This window comes from Roseomonas sp. OT10, from assembly GCF_020991085.1.
In the GTDB taxonomy this organism is placed as follows: Bacteria; Pseudomonadota; Alphaproteobacteria; order Acetobacterales; family Acetobacteraceae; genus Roseomonas; species Roseomonas cutis.
In genome coordinates this window covers 3,725,918-3,741,287 of the sequence record NZ_CP087719.1, presented here as the reverse complement: position 1 = coordinate 3,741,287, position 15,370 = coordinate 3,725,918, and the positions used below count along the sequence as shown (strand labels likewise).

The window sequence follows — 15,370 nt, the reverse complement described above, 5'->3', positions numbered from 1 at the left end:
CATGATCGTCGACTGCCACGTCAACGTCTACGAGGACGCGCATATCCTGCCGTTGCTGAAGGCGCAGACGGCGAGCCGCAGCGGCGGCGTCGATCCCTGCGCCACGCCCGAACGGGTGAAGGCGTCGATGACGGGGGTGGACCGCTACATCGCCTTCTCGCTGCGCTACGGCGACAGCGCCGGGGTGGAGGGGGATGACGAGGTCACCGCCCGGCTGATGGCGCTGGACCCCGGCCGCTGCGTCGGATTCGCCTATGCCGATCCGCGCCGGGCGGACGTGATGGAGCTGCTGCGCCACGCCACCGGCACGCTGGGCCTGCGCGGGGTGAAGTTCGGCCCCATCTACAACGGCGTCAGCGTGCTCGACCCGCGGCTGGAGCCGGTGATCGCGCATTGCCTGAGGCACGACCTGCCGCTGACCATGCACATGGGCACCACCTACGCCAACAACGCGCCGCTGGAATTCGGCCGCCCGATCCATGTGGACGAGCTGGCGCGGCGCCATCCGGACCTGAAGATCGTCATGGCGCATATGGGCCATCCCTGGATGGACGAGTGCATCGCCGTGATCCGCAAGAACCCGAACGTCTATGCGGAGGTCTCGGCGCTGCACTACCGGCCCTGGCAGTTCTGGAACATGCTGGTCTCCGCCCAGGAATACGGCGTCGCCGACCGCAACAAGATCTTCTGGGGCACGGACTTCCCCTATGCTGAGGTGGAGGAGAGCCTGGAAGGGCTGCGCCGCGCCAACCACCTCGTCGAGGGCACTAGCCTGCCCCGCGTCTCCGACGCGACCATCCAGGCGATCATGCACTCCAATCCCTTCGAGCACTGGTGGCACGGGACGGCGCCGTGAGCGACAAGCCGCGACGCAGCCGCGCCTGGTTCGGCGCCGAGGGCAGCCACGGCTTCATCCCGCGCAGCTGGATGAAGTCCCAGGGCCATCCCAGCCACATGTTCGACGGGCGGCCGGTGATCGGCATCGCCAACACCTTCTCCGACCTCACCCCCTGCAACGGCCACCTGCGCCAGCTCGCCGAGTTCGTGAAGCGCGGCGTCTACGAGGCGGGCGGCTTCCCGCTGGAGTTCCCCGTCTTCTCGCCGGGCGAGAGCAACCTGCGCCCGACCACCATGCTGTTCCGCAACCTCGCCAGCATGGACGCGGAATGCGCCATCCGCGGCAACCCGATGGACGGGGTGGTGCTGCTGGCCGGCTGCGACAAGACGACGCCCTCGCTGCTGATGGGCGCGGCCAGCGTGGACCTGCCGACCATCCTGCTCTCCGGCGGGCCGATGCTGAACGCCTGGGACGGGCGCAAGCGCATGGGCTCGGGCACCTTCGTCAGCCAGTCGGTGCAGAAGCTCCAGGCCGGCACCATGACCCAGGCGCAGTTCGACGCGGCCGAGGCGGCGCTGTCGCGCAGCGCCGGCTCCTGCATGACCATGGGCACGGCCAGCACCATGGCGAGCCTGGTCGAGGGCATGGGCCTCGCCCTGCCGGACAACGCCGCCCTGCCCGCCGTCGACGCGCGGCGCCAGGCCCTGGCGCACCTGACCGGCATGCGCGCGGTGGAGCTGGTGAAGCAGGACATCCGCATGTCGCGCTTCCTGACGCGCCGGCATTTCGAGAACGCCATCCTGCTCAACGGCGCCCTGGGCGGCTCCACCAACGCCGTCGTGCACCTCCTCGCCCTGGCCGGCCGCGCCGGGGTGGAGCTGAGCCTGGACGACTGGGACCGGCTGGGCCGCGACATGCCCTGCCTGGTGGACCTGATGCCCTCCGGCCAGTTCCTGATGGAGGATTTCTGCTACGCCGGCGGCGTGCCCGCCGTGCTGAAGGCCCTGCTGCCGCGCCTGCATGGCGGGACGGAGACGGTGGCCGGGCGCAGCCTCGCGGAACTCTGCGAGGAGGCGCCGGAGCCGGATGGCGAGGTGATCCGCCCGCTGCACGACCCGTTCAAGCCCCAGGGCGGCATCGCCGTGCTGCGCGGCAACCTCGCGCCGCAGGGGGCGATCATCAAGCCCTCCGCCGCCAGCCCGGCGCTGATGCGCCACACCGGCCCGGCCGTGACCTTCGAGGATATCGAGGACTTCAACGCCCGCATCGACGACCCGGACCTGCCGGTCACCGCCGACAGCGTGCTGGTGCTGAAGAACTGCGGCCCGCGCGGCTATCCGGGCATGCCGGAGGTCGGCAACACCCGCCTGCCCGCCAAGCTGGCGCGCCAGGGCGTGACGGACATGGTACGCCTGTCCGACGCGCGGATGAGCGGCACCGCCTATGGCACCGTCGTCCTGCACATCGCCCCGGAGAGCGCGGCCGGCGGCCCGCTGGGGCTGGTGGAGACGGGCGACCTCATCACCCTCGACGTCGAGGCGCGGAAGCTGGAGCTGCATGTGGACGAGGCCACGCTGGCCGCGCGCCGCGCCGCCCGTCCGCCCTTCGCCAGCCCCTACGCCCGCGGCTACGAGAAGCTCTACGTGGAGCACGTGCTCGGCGCCGAGCGCGGGGTGGATTTCGACTTCCTCGTCGGCCGGACCGAGGACCGGCCGCTGCGGGGATCGCACTAGGACGCTGCCGCACCCGGAGGAGACCGCATCATGCGCCGCCGCACCCTGCTCGCCTCCTCCGCGCTCCTCGCGGCACCGCGCCTGGCCAAGGCGCAGGCGCCGCGCGTGCTGCGCTTCGTGCCGCAGGCGGATCTCGCGCTGCTCGACCCGGTGCAGACCACGGGCCTCGTCACGCGCAACCACGGCATGCTGGTCTTCGACACGCTCTACGGCGCGGACCTGCAACAGGTCGCGCGGCCGCAGATGGCCGAGGGCCACACCGTGTCGGAGGATGGCCGCCTCTGGCGCATCCGCCTGCGCGAGGGTCTGAGGTTCCATGACGGCACGCCCGTCCTCGCGCGCGACTGCGCCGCCTCGATCGAGCGCTGGGGCAAGCGGGACAATTTCGGCCTGGCGCTGATGGCGGTGACGGACAGCATCGGTGCGCCGGACGACCGCACCATCGAGATCCGGCTGAAGCGTCCCTTCCCGATGCTGCCCGACGCGCTGGCCAAGGCCGGGCCCAACCTCGCCGCCATGATGCCGGAGCGGCTGGCGCGGCTCGACGCCATGCGCCCGGTGCCGGAGGTGGTGGGCAGCGGCCCCTACCGCTTCGTCGCCGGGGAGCGCGTGCCCGGCGCGCTGGCCGTCTACGAGCGCTTCCGCGACTACGTGCCGCGCGCGGAGGGCACGGCCAGCCTGCTCGCCGGGCCGCGCGTCGCGAACTTCGACCGGGTGGAATGGCGCACCCTGCCCGATGCCGCGACCGCCGCCGCGGCGCTGCAATCCGGCGAGGTGGACTGGTGGGAGCAGCCGATCCCGGACCTCCTCCCCGTCCTGCGCCGCGCCCGCGGCATCAAGGTGGAGGTGCTGGACACGGCCGGGCAGCTCGCCATGCTCAAGCCCAACCACCTCAACCCGCCCTTCGACAACCCCGCCATCCGCCGCGCCCTGCTCGGCGCCTTCTCCCAGGCGGAGGCGATGCAGGCTGTGGCGGGCAGCGACCGCAGCCTGTGGCGCGACCGCGTGGGCTTCTTCACCCCCGGCAGCCCCATGGCCAGCGAGGCCGGGCTGGAGGCGCTGCCGGAGAAGCCGGACCTGGAGAAGGTCAGGCGCGACCTCCAGGCCGCCGGCTATCGCGGCGAGCGCGTCGTCCTGTTGGTCCCCACCGACCTGCCCGTGCTGAACGCGCTGAGCGAGGTAGTCGGCGACGTGCTGCGCCGGGTTGGCATCAACCTCGACTACCAGGCGCTGGACTGGGGCACGGTGCTGCAACGCCTGGCCAGCCAGGAGCCGCTGGACAAGGGCGGCTGGAGCGCCTTCTGCAACACCACCCTCGGCGTGGGCGCGGCCAACCCCGCCGCCCACAACCACCTGCGCGGCAGCGGCCGCAGCGCCACCTTCGGCTGGTTCGACAGCCCGCGCATCGAGGAGCTGCGCAACGCCTGGTTCGACGCGCCCGACCTCGCGGCACAGCAGGCGATCGGACGCGACATCCAGCTCCAGGCCTTCCGCGACGTGCCCTACTGGCCGCTCGGCGCCTATACCCAGCCCACCGCCTATCGCGCCGACCTCGCCGGCATGATGCAGGGCGCGCCGCTCTTCACCGGGGTGCGGCGGGGGTGAGGCCGCGCGGTGCCACCCCCCGGGGGAAAGGCGCCGCCTTTCCCCCGTACCCCCTATCCGCCAGGACCCAGAGGGCCCTGGGCCCTTCGAGTCCGCGCGCTGCATCGGGATCGCGCCGAGGAGCCTCGCTCCTCGGCGACTGCGGCCGCAGCGCGCGCGACCCTGACGCTGTTTTTCCAGCGCCCCGCCCGTCCGCGCTCTCCCCGGGTGCAGCCCGCAGGCCGACCAAAGCCGCGGGCGACAAGGCCCAGCGGGGTCCGGGGCCAGCTTGTGGCCCCGGCGGGGGTCCAGGGGGCAGCGCCCCCTGGAGCGCGCCGCCCGAACTCCCCTGACCCTCAACCCGAAGGAGCCCCCGCCTTGCGCCGCCGCACCCTCATCGCCTCCGCCGCCGCGACGCTCGCGGCCCCCCGGATCGCCGGGGCGCAACGCGCCTCGGTGCTGCGCTTCGTGCCGCAGAGCGACCTGGCGCTGCTGGACCCGGTGCAGACCACGGCCGCGATCACGCGCAACCACGGGCTGATGGTCTTCGACCAGCTCTACGGCGTGGATGCGAATCTCCAGCCGCAGCCGCAGATGGCCGAGGGCCACACCATCGACCAGGACGGCAAGCGCTGGACCATCCGTCTGCGCGAGGGGCTCCGTTTCCACGATGGCGAGCCGGTGCGGGCGCGGGACTGCGCTGCCTCCGTCCGGCGCTGGGGCAAGCGGGACACCTTCGGGCTGGCGCTGATGGCGGCCACCGACGAGATCGAGACGCCGGACGACCGCACGCTGGTCTTCCGGCTGAAGCGGCCCTTCCCGCTGCTGGCGGATGCGCTGGGCAAGAGCAACTCCAACATCTGCGTCATGATGCCGGAGCGGCTGGCGCAGACCGACCCGTCGCGCGCGGTGCCGGAGATGATCGGCAGCGGCCCCTACCGCTTCGTGGCCGGCGAGCGGGTGGCGGGGGCGCAAGTGGTGTACGAGCGCTTCCGCGACTACGCGCCGCGCCCGGGCGGCGAGGCGAGCTTCCTCGCCGGGCCGCGAAGGGCGCATTTCGACCGGGTGGAATGGCGCATCATCCCCGATGCGGGCACGGCGGCCGCCGCGCTGCAATCGGGCGAGGTGGACTGGTGGGAGCAGCCGGCGATCGACCTGCTGCCGCTGCTGCGCCGCAACGCCGCCCTGCGCGTCGACCTGGTGGAGAGCTACGGCTTCTTCAGCCTGCTGCGGCCGAACCACCTGCACCCGCCCTTCGACAACCCGGCCATCCGCAAGGCGCTGCTCGGCGCCTTCGTGCAGGCGGACTTCATGCAGGCGGTGGTGGGCGACAACCGCGCGCTGTGGAAGGACAATGTCGGCTTCTTCCTGCCCGGCAGCCCGATGGCGAGCGATGTCGGCCTCTCCGCCCTGCCGAAGCGGGCGGATTTCGACACGGTGAAGCGCGACCTCCAGGCGGCGGGCTACAAGGGCGAGCGCGTCGTCTTCCTCGTGCCCACCGACTTCCAGACGGTCAACGCGATGAGCGAGGTGGCGGGCGACGCGCTGCGCCGCTCCGGCATCAACCTCGACTACCAGGCGATGGACTGGGGCACGGCGCTGCAGCGCCTGGCCAGCCAGGAGCCGCTGGACAAGGGCGGCTGGAGCCTGTTCAGCACCTGGTCGCTGGGGGCGGGCGTCGCCAGCCCGGCGGCCCACGCCTATATCCGCGGCAGCGGGCGCAGCGCGACCTTCGGCTGGTTCGGCTCGGACCGGATGGAGGCGCTGCGCAACGCCTGGCTGGAGGCGTCGGACCTCGACACCCAGAAGCGCATCTGCCGCGACATGCAGGCCCTGGCCTTCGAGGAGGTGCCCTTCTACCCCACCGGCTTCTTCACCCAGGCGACGGCGCTGCGCTCCGACCTCACCGGGCTGGTGAAGGGCGCGCCGCTCTTCTGGGGCATCCGGCGGGGCTGAGGCGATGCGCGTCACCGCCGTCGAGCCGATCCTGCTGCGCAGCACCCAGGGCTGGCGGACGGGCGCGGACGGGGCGGAGGCGAGCGACAACGGCGACTGGCAGCTCCTCGTCCGGGTGGGGACGGATGCGGGGCTGACCGGCTGGGCCGACGTGGAGACGCTGCCCTCCGCCGCGCTGGCCTGCATCGCCGGCGAGGGCATGGCGCTCCAGGGCTTCCGCGGGCTGGGGGAGCTGCTGCTGGGCGAGGACCCGCTGGCGCCGGAGCGGGCCTGGGACCGGCTCTATGTCGGCAGCGCCTATTACGGCCGGCGCGGGGTGGCGATGCACTGCCTCTCCGCGCTCGACAACGCGCTGTGGTCCATCCGCTCCCAGGCGCTGGGCGTCTCCATCGCCACCCTGCTGGGCGGGCGGCGGCGCGACCGGGTGCGGGCCTATGCCTCCACCCTGTTCCGCGACACGCCGGAGGGCATGGCGGAGGCGGCGCGCGGCTATGTCGATCGCGGCTTCCGGGCGGTGAAGTTCGGCTGGGGCGTCTTCGGCGAGGATTCCGGCCGCGACCGCGAGCTGGTCGCCGCGGCGCGCGAGGCGTTGGGGCCGGAGCGGGAGCTGCTGGTCGATCCCGGCTGGTACCCGGCGGGCTGGCGCGGCCCCGGCGCGCCCGGGCTGCGCAGCCGGCGGGAGGCGGAGGCGCTCTGCGCCTGGCTCGCCGATTACGGCGTCGGCTGGGTGGAGGACTTCATCCACCCCGAGCGCTTCGAGGAGTACGCCGCCGTGCGCGCCCGCAGCCCGACCCCCGTCGCGGCGGGCGAGCAGCTCGCGACCACCTGGGAGTTCGAGCGCTTCATCCGCCTGGGCTGCGCCGACGTGATCCAGCCCGACCTGTCGCGCTGCGGCGGGCTGAGCGTGGCGCGGGAGGTGATGCGGCTGGTGGAGGAGGCGGGGATGGACCTCGTCCCCCATTCCTGGCTGACGCACCTGCTGACCGGCTACAGCCTCCAGCTCATCGCCGCCCTGCCGCGGGCGCGGCTGGTGGAGTTCAACGTGGCGCAGAGCCCGCTGACGCACGGCCTCACCAGCCAGCCCTTCGTGCTGGATGCGGAGGGGATGGTCGCCATCCCGGACACGCCCGGCCCGGGGGTGGAGGTGGACGAGGACTTCGTCCGCGCGCACCGGGTGAACTGATACGTACCGCATGATGCGTCGATGCCTGGCGGACTGGCGCCCGTGGCCCGGGGGCAAGGCTCTGCCTCGCCCCGATACCCCCACCCGGCCAGAACATTGCGTGCCCTGGACCCGATGGGCGCTGCCGTACGGCTGTCTGTAATGAGATCTGTACGCGGATGCGCTTGATCCGACGCGGATCGCGCTGATTCGCTGTTGCTGCGAGGGCTACGGAGGCATCGATGGCGCGGCGGCAGATCGGGCAGGAGCCATCTGTCCCTGGGCAGTCCCTCGCCGAAGGGCGAGGCGGGCTGGCCACCTCTGGCGTTGTTCCGCGCGTCGCTGCTGGCGACCTGGCACGACCTGTCGGATGTCCGCCTGGCGGAGGTGCCCGACGACCGGGCGAGCTTCCGGCGGTTCTGCGGGTTTGCCCGGCAGGAGCCTGTGCCCGAGCGCACGGCCTGCGTGCAGTTTCGCGCCGCGCTGGTGCAGCGCAAGCTGGACCGCGTGCTGTTCGAGGCGGTCACGCGCCAGCTCGGCCGCCACGGGCTGGTGGGACGGACCGGCACGCTGGCCGATGCGACGCTGCTGCCCTCGGCCAGCATCCGCTGCGACCGGGAGGCGCGCTGGGCCGGCCATCGGCGGCGCAAGCCCACCCATGGCACCAAGGCCCATGTCGCCACCGACCAGGAGGCCAGTCTGATCCGCGGGATCGAGATCACCACCGCGAACATCCATGACGCGGCGGAACTGGCGAGGATGCTGCCGGAAGCGCCTGGCGACACCTACGGCGACAGCGCCTATGCGGGGAGCCGGCCGGAAGCCGTCATCCGCGCCCGTGGCGGCACGCCCAACCCATCGGACCACCTTCCGTTAGGCATGCTAAAGCAGCCAAGCCACTTTCCCTCTCGCCGCAGGCCACGGCGCGGGGGGGGCCGCGGCGCCACGACGCTCTCCCACCGCTCCGGCAATGGCTTTCGCATCACGGGATCGGCGCTGGGACGATCATGCTGCTCCCGCCGAATCTTTGATCATTCCGTTTCATCGACACGACCCGCCCGCCCGGCGATCCTGTTGCCATGACAGAGGCGATGGCAGCGCGGAACGGTCAGGCGTCACGCATCACGAGCCGGGTTGGCTGTCGGTGTCGGGTCCACGTGACGACGCCGACAGACCCTATCCTCCCGCAAGACCGGATTGGCTGCATGACGACCGCCTCCACCGAAATCCCCTCCGCAAGCCGAAGCGAGAGCCAGGCCCCCGACGCCTCGACGCAGATGCTGTCCTCCCATCCCGTCACGATCGGCGGCCACTTCGTGGGCATCATGGTCGCGCGGCGGGGGGACTGGCTCTTCCTGACCAGGGAACCCGCGTTGTCTGGCCTCAGCGCCGCGCTCTTCCCCAGCCGGGGCGCCGTGACCAGGGCGGTGCAGCGCGCATGGCACCAGGACCGCTCCGAGGCGACGGCGTGATGCGCCGGCGCGCCCTGCTCGGCCTGGCTGCCGCCCTGGCGGGACCTCCCGTCCGCGCCGCGCCCGCCGCCGGCTTCCCGTCCCACCCGGTGCGCCTTCTTGTCGCCTTTCCACCGGGCGGCAGCGTGGACACGCTGGGCCGCCGGCTGCAGCAGGGCATGTCGGATGCCCTGCGCGCCTCCGTCGTGGTCGAGAACCAGGGCGGTGCCAACACCCTGATCGCGACGCGCCAGATCGCGGCCAGCGCGCCGGACGGCCACAGCCTTCTCGTCACCAGCGACAGCTTGGCCATCAACCGCGCGCTGTTGCCCGATCCCGGCTACGAGGCGCCCGGCAGCTTCGCGCCCGTCACGCTGGCCATCACCGCGCCGCAGGTCCTCGTCACGCATCCGCGCACGGGCCTGCGCGACGTTCAGGACTACGTCGCGCGTCTCCGCTCCTCGGGCGGGCGGCTGAATGTCGCCGTGCCCGGATGGGGCGCCATCGGTCACCTGTCGAGCGAGTTGCTGGTCGCGCGGCTCTCCCTGCCCCGGCCGGAGCACGCCGCCTATCGCGGCGGCGCGCCGGCCACCGCGGGGCTGCTGGCGGGCGACGTCGACGCGCTGTGGATCACCCTGCCTGCCGTGACGAGCCTGGTCCGGGCAGGTCGGCTGCGCGCGCTCGCGGTCACCACCGCGCGCCGTGCCGCGGCGCTGCCGCAGGTGCCGACGCTCGACGAGACGGTCGCGCCCAGGGTAGACCTTGCCACCTGGCAGGGCGTGCTGGCGCCGGTCGGCACGCCAGCGCCGATCGTCGCGGCGCTGAACGAGGCGATCGCCGCGACGCTGGCGCGAAACGATGTCCGGGGGGATCTGGCCGGGCTCGGCTTCGAGGTCGTCGGCGCCGGGCCGGAGCCGTTCCGGGACCTGATCGCCCATTCCGTCGACGCGTTCTCGGAGGTCATCCGCGCTGCCGGCATCCGGCCGGAGGGCGCCTGACATGCGCCACACCTTCGGCTTCACGGCGAGTGCGGCGCGGCCCTCCCGCTCCTGGCCTTCATGCTGATGCTGGTGAAGGCGCCCATCTCCTGAAAGGCTGGATCGTCAGGGGAGACCCGCCCGCTCTCCGGCAGGCAGCCCCTGAGGTCGTTCTGCCCGACCGAGCGGAAGAGCGGGTGTCCGGGTCGCTGGCCGGCCCCTTCGCCTCCGCTGCGCGGTGCGGCGGCAGGCTCGGCAGCTCCGCGCCCGGCTGCGTGCCCAGGAAGACCGCCACGGAGATCCACTCCTCGCCCTCGCGTCGGCGGCGGGTCCATGGTGACGCTGCGCCGCACAGCTCACTGGAGCAGCGGACGCACGTCCTGGAACACCACGCGCACTGCCAGGGCATGTGGGCCCCGCCGCCGGCGCTTCGGGCAGCGCATCCGTAAGGGTCACAAGGGGAAGGGGACCCGGTTCAGCCGCCCATCCAGCCGTACCGTTCCGACGCTGCCGATGGCGCTCGGCGTCATCGGGTTTGCCGAGCGCGGCCCGTAGGGCCATCCGCGTGGTGCGTCGCTGGCGGCGCTCAGACCAATCCGGCCGGCACCAGATGCAACTTGCCGAGGACACGAGGCGCGGCCGCGCGTACAGAGTTAAATACGATTTTGTATAGTGAATAATTGGACGTATCTGATGCAATAAACACCAACATAAAGTGTATTTATTGTTGACTCACAATTTTACATCGTTTTTCATGCAGCTCCCAGACACCGCGAAGCCGCACGGGATGCGCTACCGACCTTCCTTCTCCATGCGCCCGACGACCCCGCCCTACGGGCGATGTCCATTCGACCGCTCCCTGCCCTGACCACAGCCGTGGCCCTGCACGCCGCGCGCCCGAGCCTGTGGACACCGAACCTCATCCTCGTCGCGCACGGCCCTGCTGCCTGCGCCATCACAAGGCTTCCGCCATGCCTGTATTCCATCGCCGCTCCCTGGGTCTCGCGGCGGCGACCGCCACGGTCGGCCTGCTCGCCTCGCCTAGGGTCCGGTCCGGCCCCGCCGGGCTGGGCGGGGTCACCCTGCGCATCGGCGATCAGACGGGCGCCTCGCGTGGGCGTCTCCAGGCCGCCGGCCTGCTGGAGGATGTTCCGTACCGCATCGAATGGTCCGTCTATCCCGCGGCCGTGAACCTGCACGAGGCGCTGAAGGCGGACGCCATCGACATCGGCGCGGCGAATGATTCACCCACGGTCAGCGCCATCGCCGGCGGGTCGCGCATCACCGTCGTCGGCGCCTGGGGCAACGGCGCGGGCGCGGTGCTGCTGGTGCCGCGTGACAGCCCGGCGCAGTCCTTGTCGGACCTGCGCGGGAAGACGATCTCGCCCACCACGCGCGGCAGCGTCGCGCATTTCCTCGTCGTCGGGCTGCTGCGCCAGGCGAGGATCGACCCCGCCGAGGTGAAGCTCGCTTTCCTGACGCCGACCGATGCCAGTGCCGCCTTCTCGGCCGGCAGCATCGACGCCTGGGGCACCTGGGGCGTCTACAAGGCGCGCGCCCGCGGCGCGCTGGGCGCGCGGGTGCTGTCGGACGGGGCCGGGGTGAACTCCGGCATCTTCGCGCTGAGCGCCACCCGCGCCGCCACGCGGGATCCCGGCAAGCTGGCGGCGATCGCCGACTACGCCCGGCGGATCGACCGCTCCTACGACTGGGTGCGGGCGAACCGCGACGCCTATCTGCGCTGGTACGGCGCCTTCTCCCGCCAGCCGGAGGAGATCGCGGCTCTGCTCTACGACGAGGAGGCGGCCTATCGCCGCCTGCCGCTCGACGACCGCTTCGTCGATCGCTTGCGCACCACCTTCGACGTGTGGAAGTCGATCGGCACGCTGAACGGCACGATCGACTTCAACGACCACGTCCTGCGCAGCCTGCCGGCGGCCTGATCCCGATGCGCACCACCTCCCTCTCCCGACGCGCCGCCCTGGCTGGCCTCGGCGGCACCCTGCTCGCCGTCCCGTCCCTGGCCGTGGGTTCCGGCCTTTCCGGCGTCACCTTGCGCGTCGCCGACCAGGCGGGCGCCACCCGCTCCAAGCTGGCGGCGGCGGGGCTGCTGGACGACGTGCCTTACCGCATCGAATGGTCCGTCTTCGCCGCGGCGGTGAACATCCACGAGGCGCTGAAGGCGGGTGCCGTGGATCTCGGCATGGCCGGCTCCGGCCCCACCATCGCTGCCCTGGCCGGCGGCTCGCGCGTGCGGATCGTGGCGGGCTGGGACACGGGCGGGCGGGAGACCTACCTGCTGGTGCCGCCGGACAGCCCGGTCCGGCGGCTGGAGGAGCTGCGCGGCCGGACCGTCTCGCCCACCGGCCGCGGCAGCGCGGGGCACCTGATCGTCGTGAACGCGCTGGAAAGCGTGGGCCTGTCCGCCGCAGACGTGAAGCTTGCCTTCCTGTCGCCCGCCGATGCGGGGGCCGCCTTCAGCTCGGGCAGCATCGACGCCTGGGGCATCTGGTCCACCTATGCCTATCGCGCCCTGGGCACGCGCAAGGCGCGTGCTGGCGCAGGGGACGCAGTTCCGGCCGGAGCTCTACGTCGTCAGCGCCACGGAAGCGGCGCTCGCCGATCCGGGCCGGACGGCCGCGCTGGCGGATTTCGTCGCCCGGGTGGAGCGTGGCCACGATTGGACCCGCGCCAGCCGCGAGGCGCACATCGCCTGGTACGCCGCATTCGTGAAGCAGGAGCGTGCCATCGCCGAGCAGGCCTATGACGGCGCCCTCGGCTATCGCCGCGTGCCGGTGGACGACGCCTTCGTCGCGCGGCTGGAGCAGACCTTCGCCACCTGGAAGCGGGCCGGCGTGCTGGACGGCGCGCTGGACCTCGGCGCGCGGGTCCATCGCGGCCTGCCGCTGGCCTGAGGCCGGAAGGACCTCCCATGACCATGCTCTCCATCCCCGCCATGGACGCCACCACGGCCGCGGCAACCCGCCCGGCCGGCGCGCCCATCCTGCTGCAGCGGGTCGTCCCCGCCTCCGCCCGCCGGCGCGGGCCACCTCGCGTGCTGCGCCGGGCGGTCGGCCCCGTGCTGCTGATCGCCGCCTGGCACCTGGCCTCGGAGACGGGCGCGCTGCCGGCCGAGGTGCTGGCCGGCCCCTCCACCGTGCTCTCCAGCGCGACGAAGCTCTGGGCGAGCGGCGAGCTGCCGGACGCCATGACCGCCTCGCTGCGCCGGGCCATGTCCGGGCTGGCCATCGGCGGAAGCATCGGCGTGGTGCTCGCCGTGCTCTCCGGCCTGTTCCGGCTGGGCGAGGACCTGATCGACGCGACCATGCAGATGCTGCGGACGGTGCCGAACGTGGCGCTGATCCCGTTGCTGATCATCTGGTTCGGCATCGGCGAGACGCCGAAGGTGGCGCTGATCGCGCTGGCCACCGCCTTCCCGCTCTACCTCAACGTCTATGCCGGCATCCGCAACGTGGACCAGACCCTGGTGGAGGCGGGCCAGACGCTGGGACTCGGGCGGGCCGCCATGATCCGCCACGTCATCCTGCCCGGTGCCCTGCCCAACGCGCTGGTCGGGCTGCGCTACGCGCTCGGCCTCTCCTGGCTGGCGCTGGTCTTCGGGGAGCAGGTGAACGCCACCGAGGGCATCGGCTACCTGATGAGCAACGCGCGGGAGTTCTTCCAGACGGACGTGATCGTCGTCTGCCTCGCAGTCTATGCGCTGCTCGGCCTCGCGGTGGATCTGGTGGTGCGGCTGCTGGAGCGCGTGCTGCTCGCCTGGCGCCCCGCCTTCACCGGGAGCTGAGCGCGATGGACAGCCTGCCCCGCCACGAGACCCTGCCCCTCGCCGCCGACGGCCCCGCCGCCGTGCGCGTGCGCGGCCTGACACGGCGCTTCGGCGAGCGCGCCGTGATCCGGGACCTCGACCTGGACATCGCGCCCGGCGAGTTCGTCGCGCTGATCGGCGCCAGCGGCTGCGGCAAGAGCACGCTGCTGCGCATCCTGGCCGATCTGGACCATGAGATCGCGGGCGAGGTGGAGGTGCCCGTCCGCCGCGCCGTCGCCTTCCAGGCGCCGCGCCTGCTGCCCTGGAAGCGGGTCTGGCGCAACGTCGTGCTCGGCCTGCCGGGGCGGCCGGACCGGCGCCGCGCGGAGGCGGCGCTGGCCGAGGTGGGCCTGTCGCACCGCACCACCGTCTGGCCCCGCGTGCTTTCGGGCGGCGAGGCGCAGCGTACCTCGCTGGCCCGTGCCCTGGTGCGCGAGCCCGACCTGCTGCTGCTGGATGAGCCCTTCGGCGCGCTGGACGCGCTGACGCGGATCAAGGCCCAGGAGCTGGTGGGAGAGCTGTGGCAGCGCCACCGCTGCGCGATCCTGCTCGTCACCCACGACGTGGAGGAGGCGCTGCTCCTCGCCGACCGGGTGCTGCTGATGCGCGACGGCGTGATCGCGCATGCGCTGCGCGTCGACCTGCCGCGCCCGCGATCCGTCGAGGACCGGCGCCTGGCGGAGATGCGCGGGCGGCTGCTGGGCTGGCTCGGCGTCGGCCGCCATCACGAGACCCCGCTTCACGAGACCCTGCACGAGGACGAGTCCGAATGAACCAGATCGCACCTGTCGGGCCGGGCTTCCGCCTGGGCTTCCTCACCCATCTGGAGGGCGACGCGGACCCGCGCGAGCTGTACCGCCGCTTCATCGACCTGTTCGTGGCGGCGGAGGAGCTGGGCTTCGACGCCGGCTGGGTGGCGCAGCACCATTTCGAGGACGGCCGGCACGGCCCCGGCGCCGGGGCCGCGCCGCTGGTCTTCCTGGCCGCGGTCGCGGAGCGGACCCGTCACATCCGCCTGGGCACGGCGGTCATCACCGTGCCGCTGGAGAACGCGATCCGGCTGGCGGAGGACGCGGCGACGCTCGACGCGATCAGCGGCGGGCGGGTCGAGCTGGGGCTGAGCAGCGGCTACGACCTCGCCTCCTTCGACGCCTTCGGGGTGCCCTTCGCGGAGAAGCGGCAGCGCACCACGGAGGGCATCGCCCTGCTGTCCCGCGCCTATCGCGGCGAGCCGCTGACGGAGGGCGGCCCCATCCTGCACCCGCGCGCCCCCGGGCTGGGCCAGCGGCTGTGGCAGGGCATCTTCAGCCACGAGGGCGCGCGGTTCGCCGGCGCCGCCGGCTCGAACCTCCTGCTGAACCGTGCCACCTACGGCCATGAGGGGCGCACCGACCTGGTGCAGCGGCCCTGGGCGGAGAGCTACCTGGAGGCCTGGCGCGCCGAGCCGCGCAACGCCGGGCGGCGGCCTCGCATCGGCCTCTCCCGCCTGGTCTTCCCCGCGCGCGATCGGCGCACGGCGATGGGCCACCTGGAGGCGGGGGTGCTCCGCATGGCCGAGCGCATGGTGGCGCAGGGGAAGTTCCCGGCGGGCCTCGGCCTGGAAGGCTACCTGGAACGGCTGCACGCCTTCTACGGCCACCCCGAGGAGATCGTCGCCGCGCTGCGGGTGGAGCAGACCCTGCCCATCGCCACCGACATCCTCTGCCAGGTCAACCCGGGCGTGCCGGGCTTCGACGAGACCCTGCGGGCGCTGGAGCTGATCGCGACCCGGATCGCCCCCGCGCTGGGCTGGGCGCCGCGGCGGGACACGGCACGGCACGAACCGGCGACGGTCCTGGCCTGA

Annotated in this window: 14 protein-coding genes; all 14 read left to right on the top strand. The window is 72.7% G+C overall.

Annotated features, from left to right (window positions below):
* Position 1 precedes the first annotated feature (1 nt).
* The 14 genes from LPC08_RS17075 (at position 2) to LPC08_RS17010 (ending at position 15,370) form a co-directional block, all read left to right on the top strand.
* The gene (locus LPC08_RS17075; protein ID WP_230449435.1) at positions 2–856 is read left to right on the top strand and encodes an amidohydrolase family protein; all 855 of its coding nucleotides are present in this window, start codon (positions 2–4) and stop codon (positions 854–856) included.
* Positions 853–2,571 carry an IlvD/Edd family dehydratase gene (locus LPC08_RS17070; protein ID WP_230449434.1) on the top strand — a complete coding sequence of 573 codons (1,719 nt, stop codon included), beginning with the start codon at positions 853–855 and terminating at the stop codon, positions 2,569–2,571. The genes LPC08_RS17075 and LPC08_RS17070 overlap by 4 nt, the downstream gene beginning before the upstream one ends.
* A 30-nt stretch (positions 2,572–2,601) precedes the next feature.
* Positions 2,602–4,176 (top strand): ABC transporter substrate-binding protein, encoded by a 1,575-nt coding sequence (locus LPC08_RS17065; protein WP_230449433.1) that lies wholly within the window; start codon positions 2,602–2,604, stop codon positions 4,174–4,176.
* Positions 4,177–4,533: 357 nt separating this feature from the next.
* Positions 4,534–6,111, top strand: a complete 1,578-nt coding sequence (locus LPC08_RS17060) for an ABC transporter substrate-binding protein (protein ID WP_230449432.1) — start codon at positions 4,534–4,536, stop codon at positions 6,109–6,111.
* 4 nt (positions 6,112–6,115) lie between these two features.
* Complete coding sequence (locus LPC08_RS17055; RefSeq protein ID WP_230449431.1) at positions 6,116–7,294, top strand: mandelate racemase/muconate lactonizing enzyme family protein; 1,179 nt, start codon at positions 6,116–6,118, stop codon at positions 7,292–7,294.
* 195 nt (positions 7,295–7,489) lie between these two features.
* The gene (locus LPC08_RS17050; RefSeq protein WP_255702281.1) at positions 7,490–8,356 is read left to right on the top strand and encodes a transposase; all 867 of its coding nucleotides are present in this window, start codon (positions 7,490–7,492) and stop codon (positions 8,354–8,356) included.
* A 122-nt stretch (positions 8,357–8,478) separates the two neighbouring features.
* A complete protein-coding gene (locus tag LPC08_RS17045; protein ID WP_230449429.1) occupies positions 8,479–8,745 on the top strand; it encodes a hypothetical protein in 267 nt (88 codons plus the stop codon).
* Positions 8,745–9,722, top strand: a complete 978-nt coding sequence (locus tag LPC08_RS17040) for a Bug family tripartite tricarboxylate transporter substrate binding protein (RefSeq protein WP_230449428.1) — start codon at positions 8,745–8,747, stop codon at positions 9,720–9,722. Before LPC08_RS17045 ends, LPC08_RS17040 begins: the two co-directional genes overlap by 1 nt.
* A gap of 950 nt (positions 9,723–10,672) precedes the next feature.
* Positions 10,673–11,644 carry an ABC transporter substrate-binding protein gene (locus LPC08_RS17035; protein WP_230449427.1) on the top strand — a complete coding sequence of 324 codons (972 nt, stop codon included), beginning with the start codon at positions 10,673–10,675 and terminating at the stop codon, positions 11,642–11,644.
* A gap of 5 nt (positions 11,645–11,649) precedes the next feature.
* Positions 11,650–12,468, top strand: a complete 819-nt coding sequence (locus LPC08_RS17030; RefSeq protein ID WP_230449426.1) for a PhnD/SsuA/transferrin family substrate-binding protein — start codon at positions 11,650–11,652, stop codon at positions 12,466–12,468.
* On the top strand, positions 12,431–12,616 hold the full coding sequence (locus tag LPC08_RS17025; protein ID WP_230449425.1) for a hypothetical protein: 186 nt from the start codon (positions 12,431–12,433) through the stop codon (positions 12,614–12,616). The genes LPC08_RS17030 and LPC08_RS17025 overlap by 38 nt, the downstream gene beginning before the upstream one ends.
* Before the next feature lie 17 nt (positions 12,617–12,633).
* A complete protein-coding gene (locus tag LPC08_RS17020) occupies positions 12,634–13,506 on the top strand; it encodes an ABC transporter permease subunit (protein WP_230449424.1) in 873 nt (290 codons plus the stop codon).
* Between the two features lie 5 nt (positions 13,507–13,511).
* Positions 13,512–14,300, top strand: coding sequence for an ABC transporter ATP-binding protein (locus LPC08_RS17015; RefSeq protein ID WP_230449423.1), 789 nt, complete (start codon positions 13,512–13,514; stop codon positions 14,298–14,300).
* Positions 14,297–15,370, top strand: coding sequence for an LLM class flavin-dependent oxidoreductase (locus LPC08_RS17010; protein ID WP_230449422.1), 1,074 nt, complete (start codon positions 14,297–14,299; stop codon positions 15,368–15,370). The genes LPC08_RS17015 and LPC08_RS17010 overlap by 4 nt, the downstream gene beginning before the upstream one ends.

Coding starts and splice junctions, on each gene's coding strand:
- LPC08_RS17075 (WP_230449435.1), top strand. CDS start 2: ATGATCGTCGACTGCCACGTCAACGTCTACGAGGACGCGCATATCCTG.
- LPC08_RS17045 (WP_230449429.1), top strand. CDS start 8,479: ATGACGACCGCCTCCACCGAAATCCCCTCCGCAAGCCGAAGCGAGAGC.
- LPC08_RS17020 (WP_230449424.1), top strand. CDS start 12,634: ATGACCATGCTCTCCATCCCCGCCATGGACGCCACCACGGCCGCGGCA.
- LPC08_RS17030 (WP_230449426.1), top strand. CDS start 11,650: ATGCGCACCACCTCCCTCTCCCGACGCGCCGCCCTGGCTGGCCTCGGC.
- LPC08_RS17065 (WP_230449433.1), top strand. CDS start 2,602: ATGCGCCGCCGCACCCTGCTCGCCTCCTCCGCGCTCCTCGCGGCACCG.
- LPC08_RS17040 (WP_230449428.1), top strand. CDS start 8,745: ATGCGCCGGCGCGCCCTGCTCGGCCTGGCTGCCGCCCTGGCGGGACCT.
- LPC08_RS17035 (WP_230449427.1), top strand. CDS start 10,673: ATGCCTGTATTCCATCGCCGCTCCCTGGGTCTCGCGGCGGCGACCGCC.
- LPC08_RS17055 (WP_230449431.1), top strand. CDS start 6,116: ATGCGCGTCACCGCCGTCGAGCCGATCCTGCTGCGCAGCACCCAGGGC.
- LPC08_RS17010 (WP_230449422.1), top strand. CDS start 14,297: ATGAACCAGATCGCACCTGTCGGGCCGGGCTTCCGCCTGGGCTTCCTC.
- LPC08_RS17015 (WP_230449423.1), top strand. CDS start 13,512: ATGGACAGCCTGCCCCGCCACGAGACCCTGCCCCTCGCCGCCGACGGC.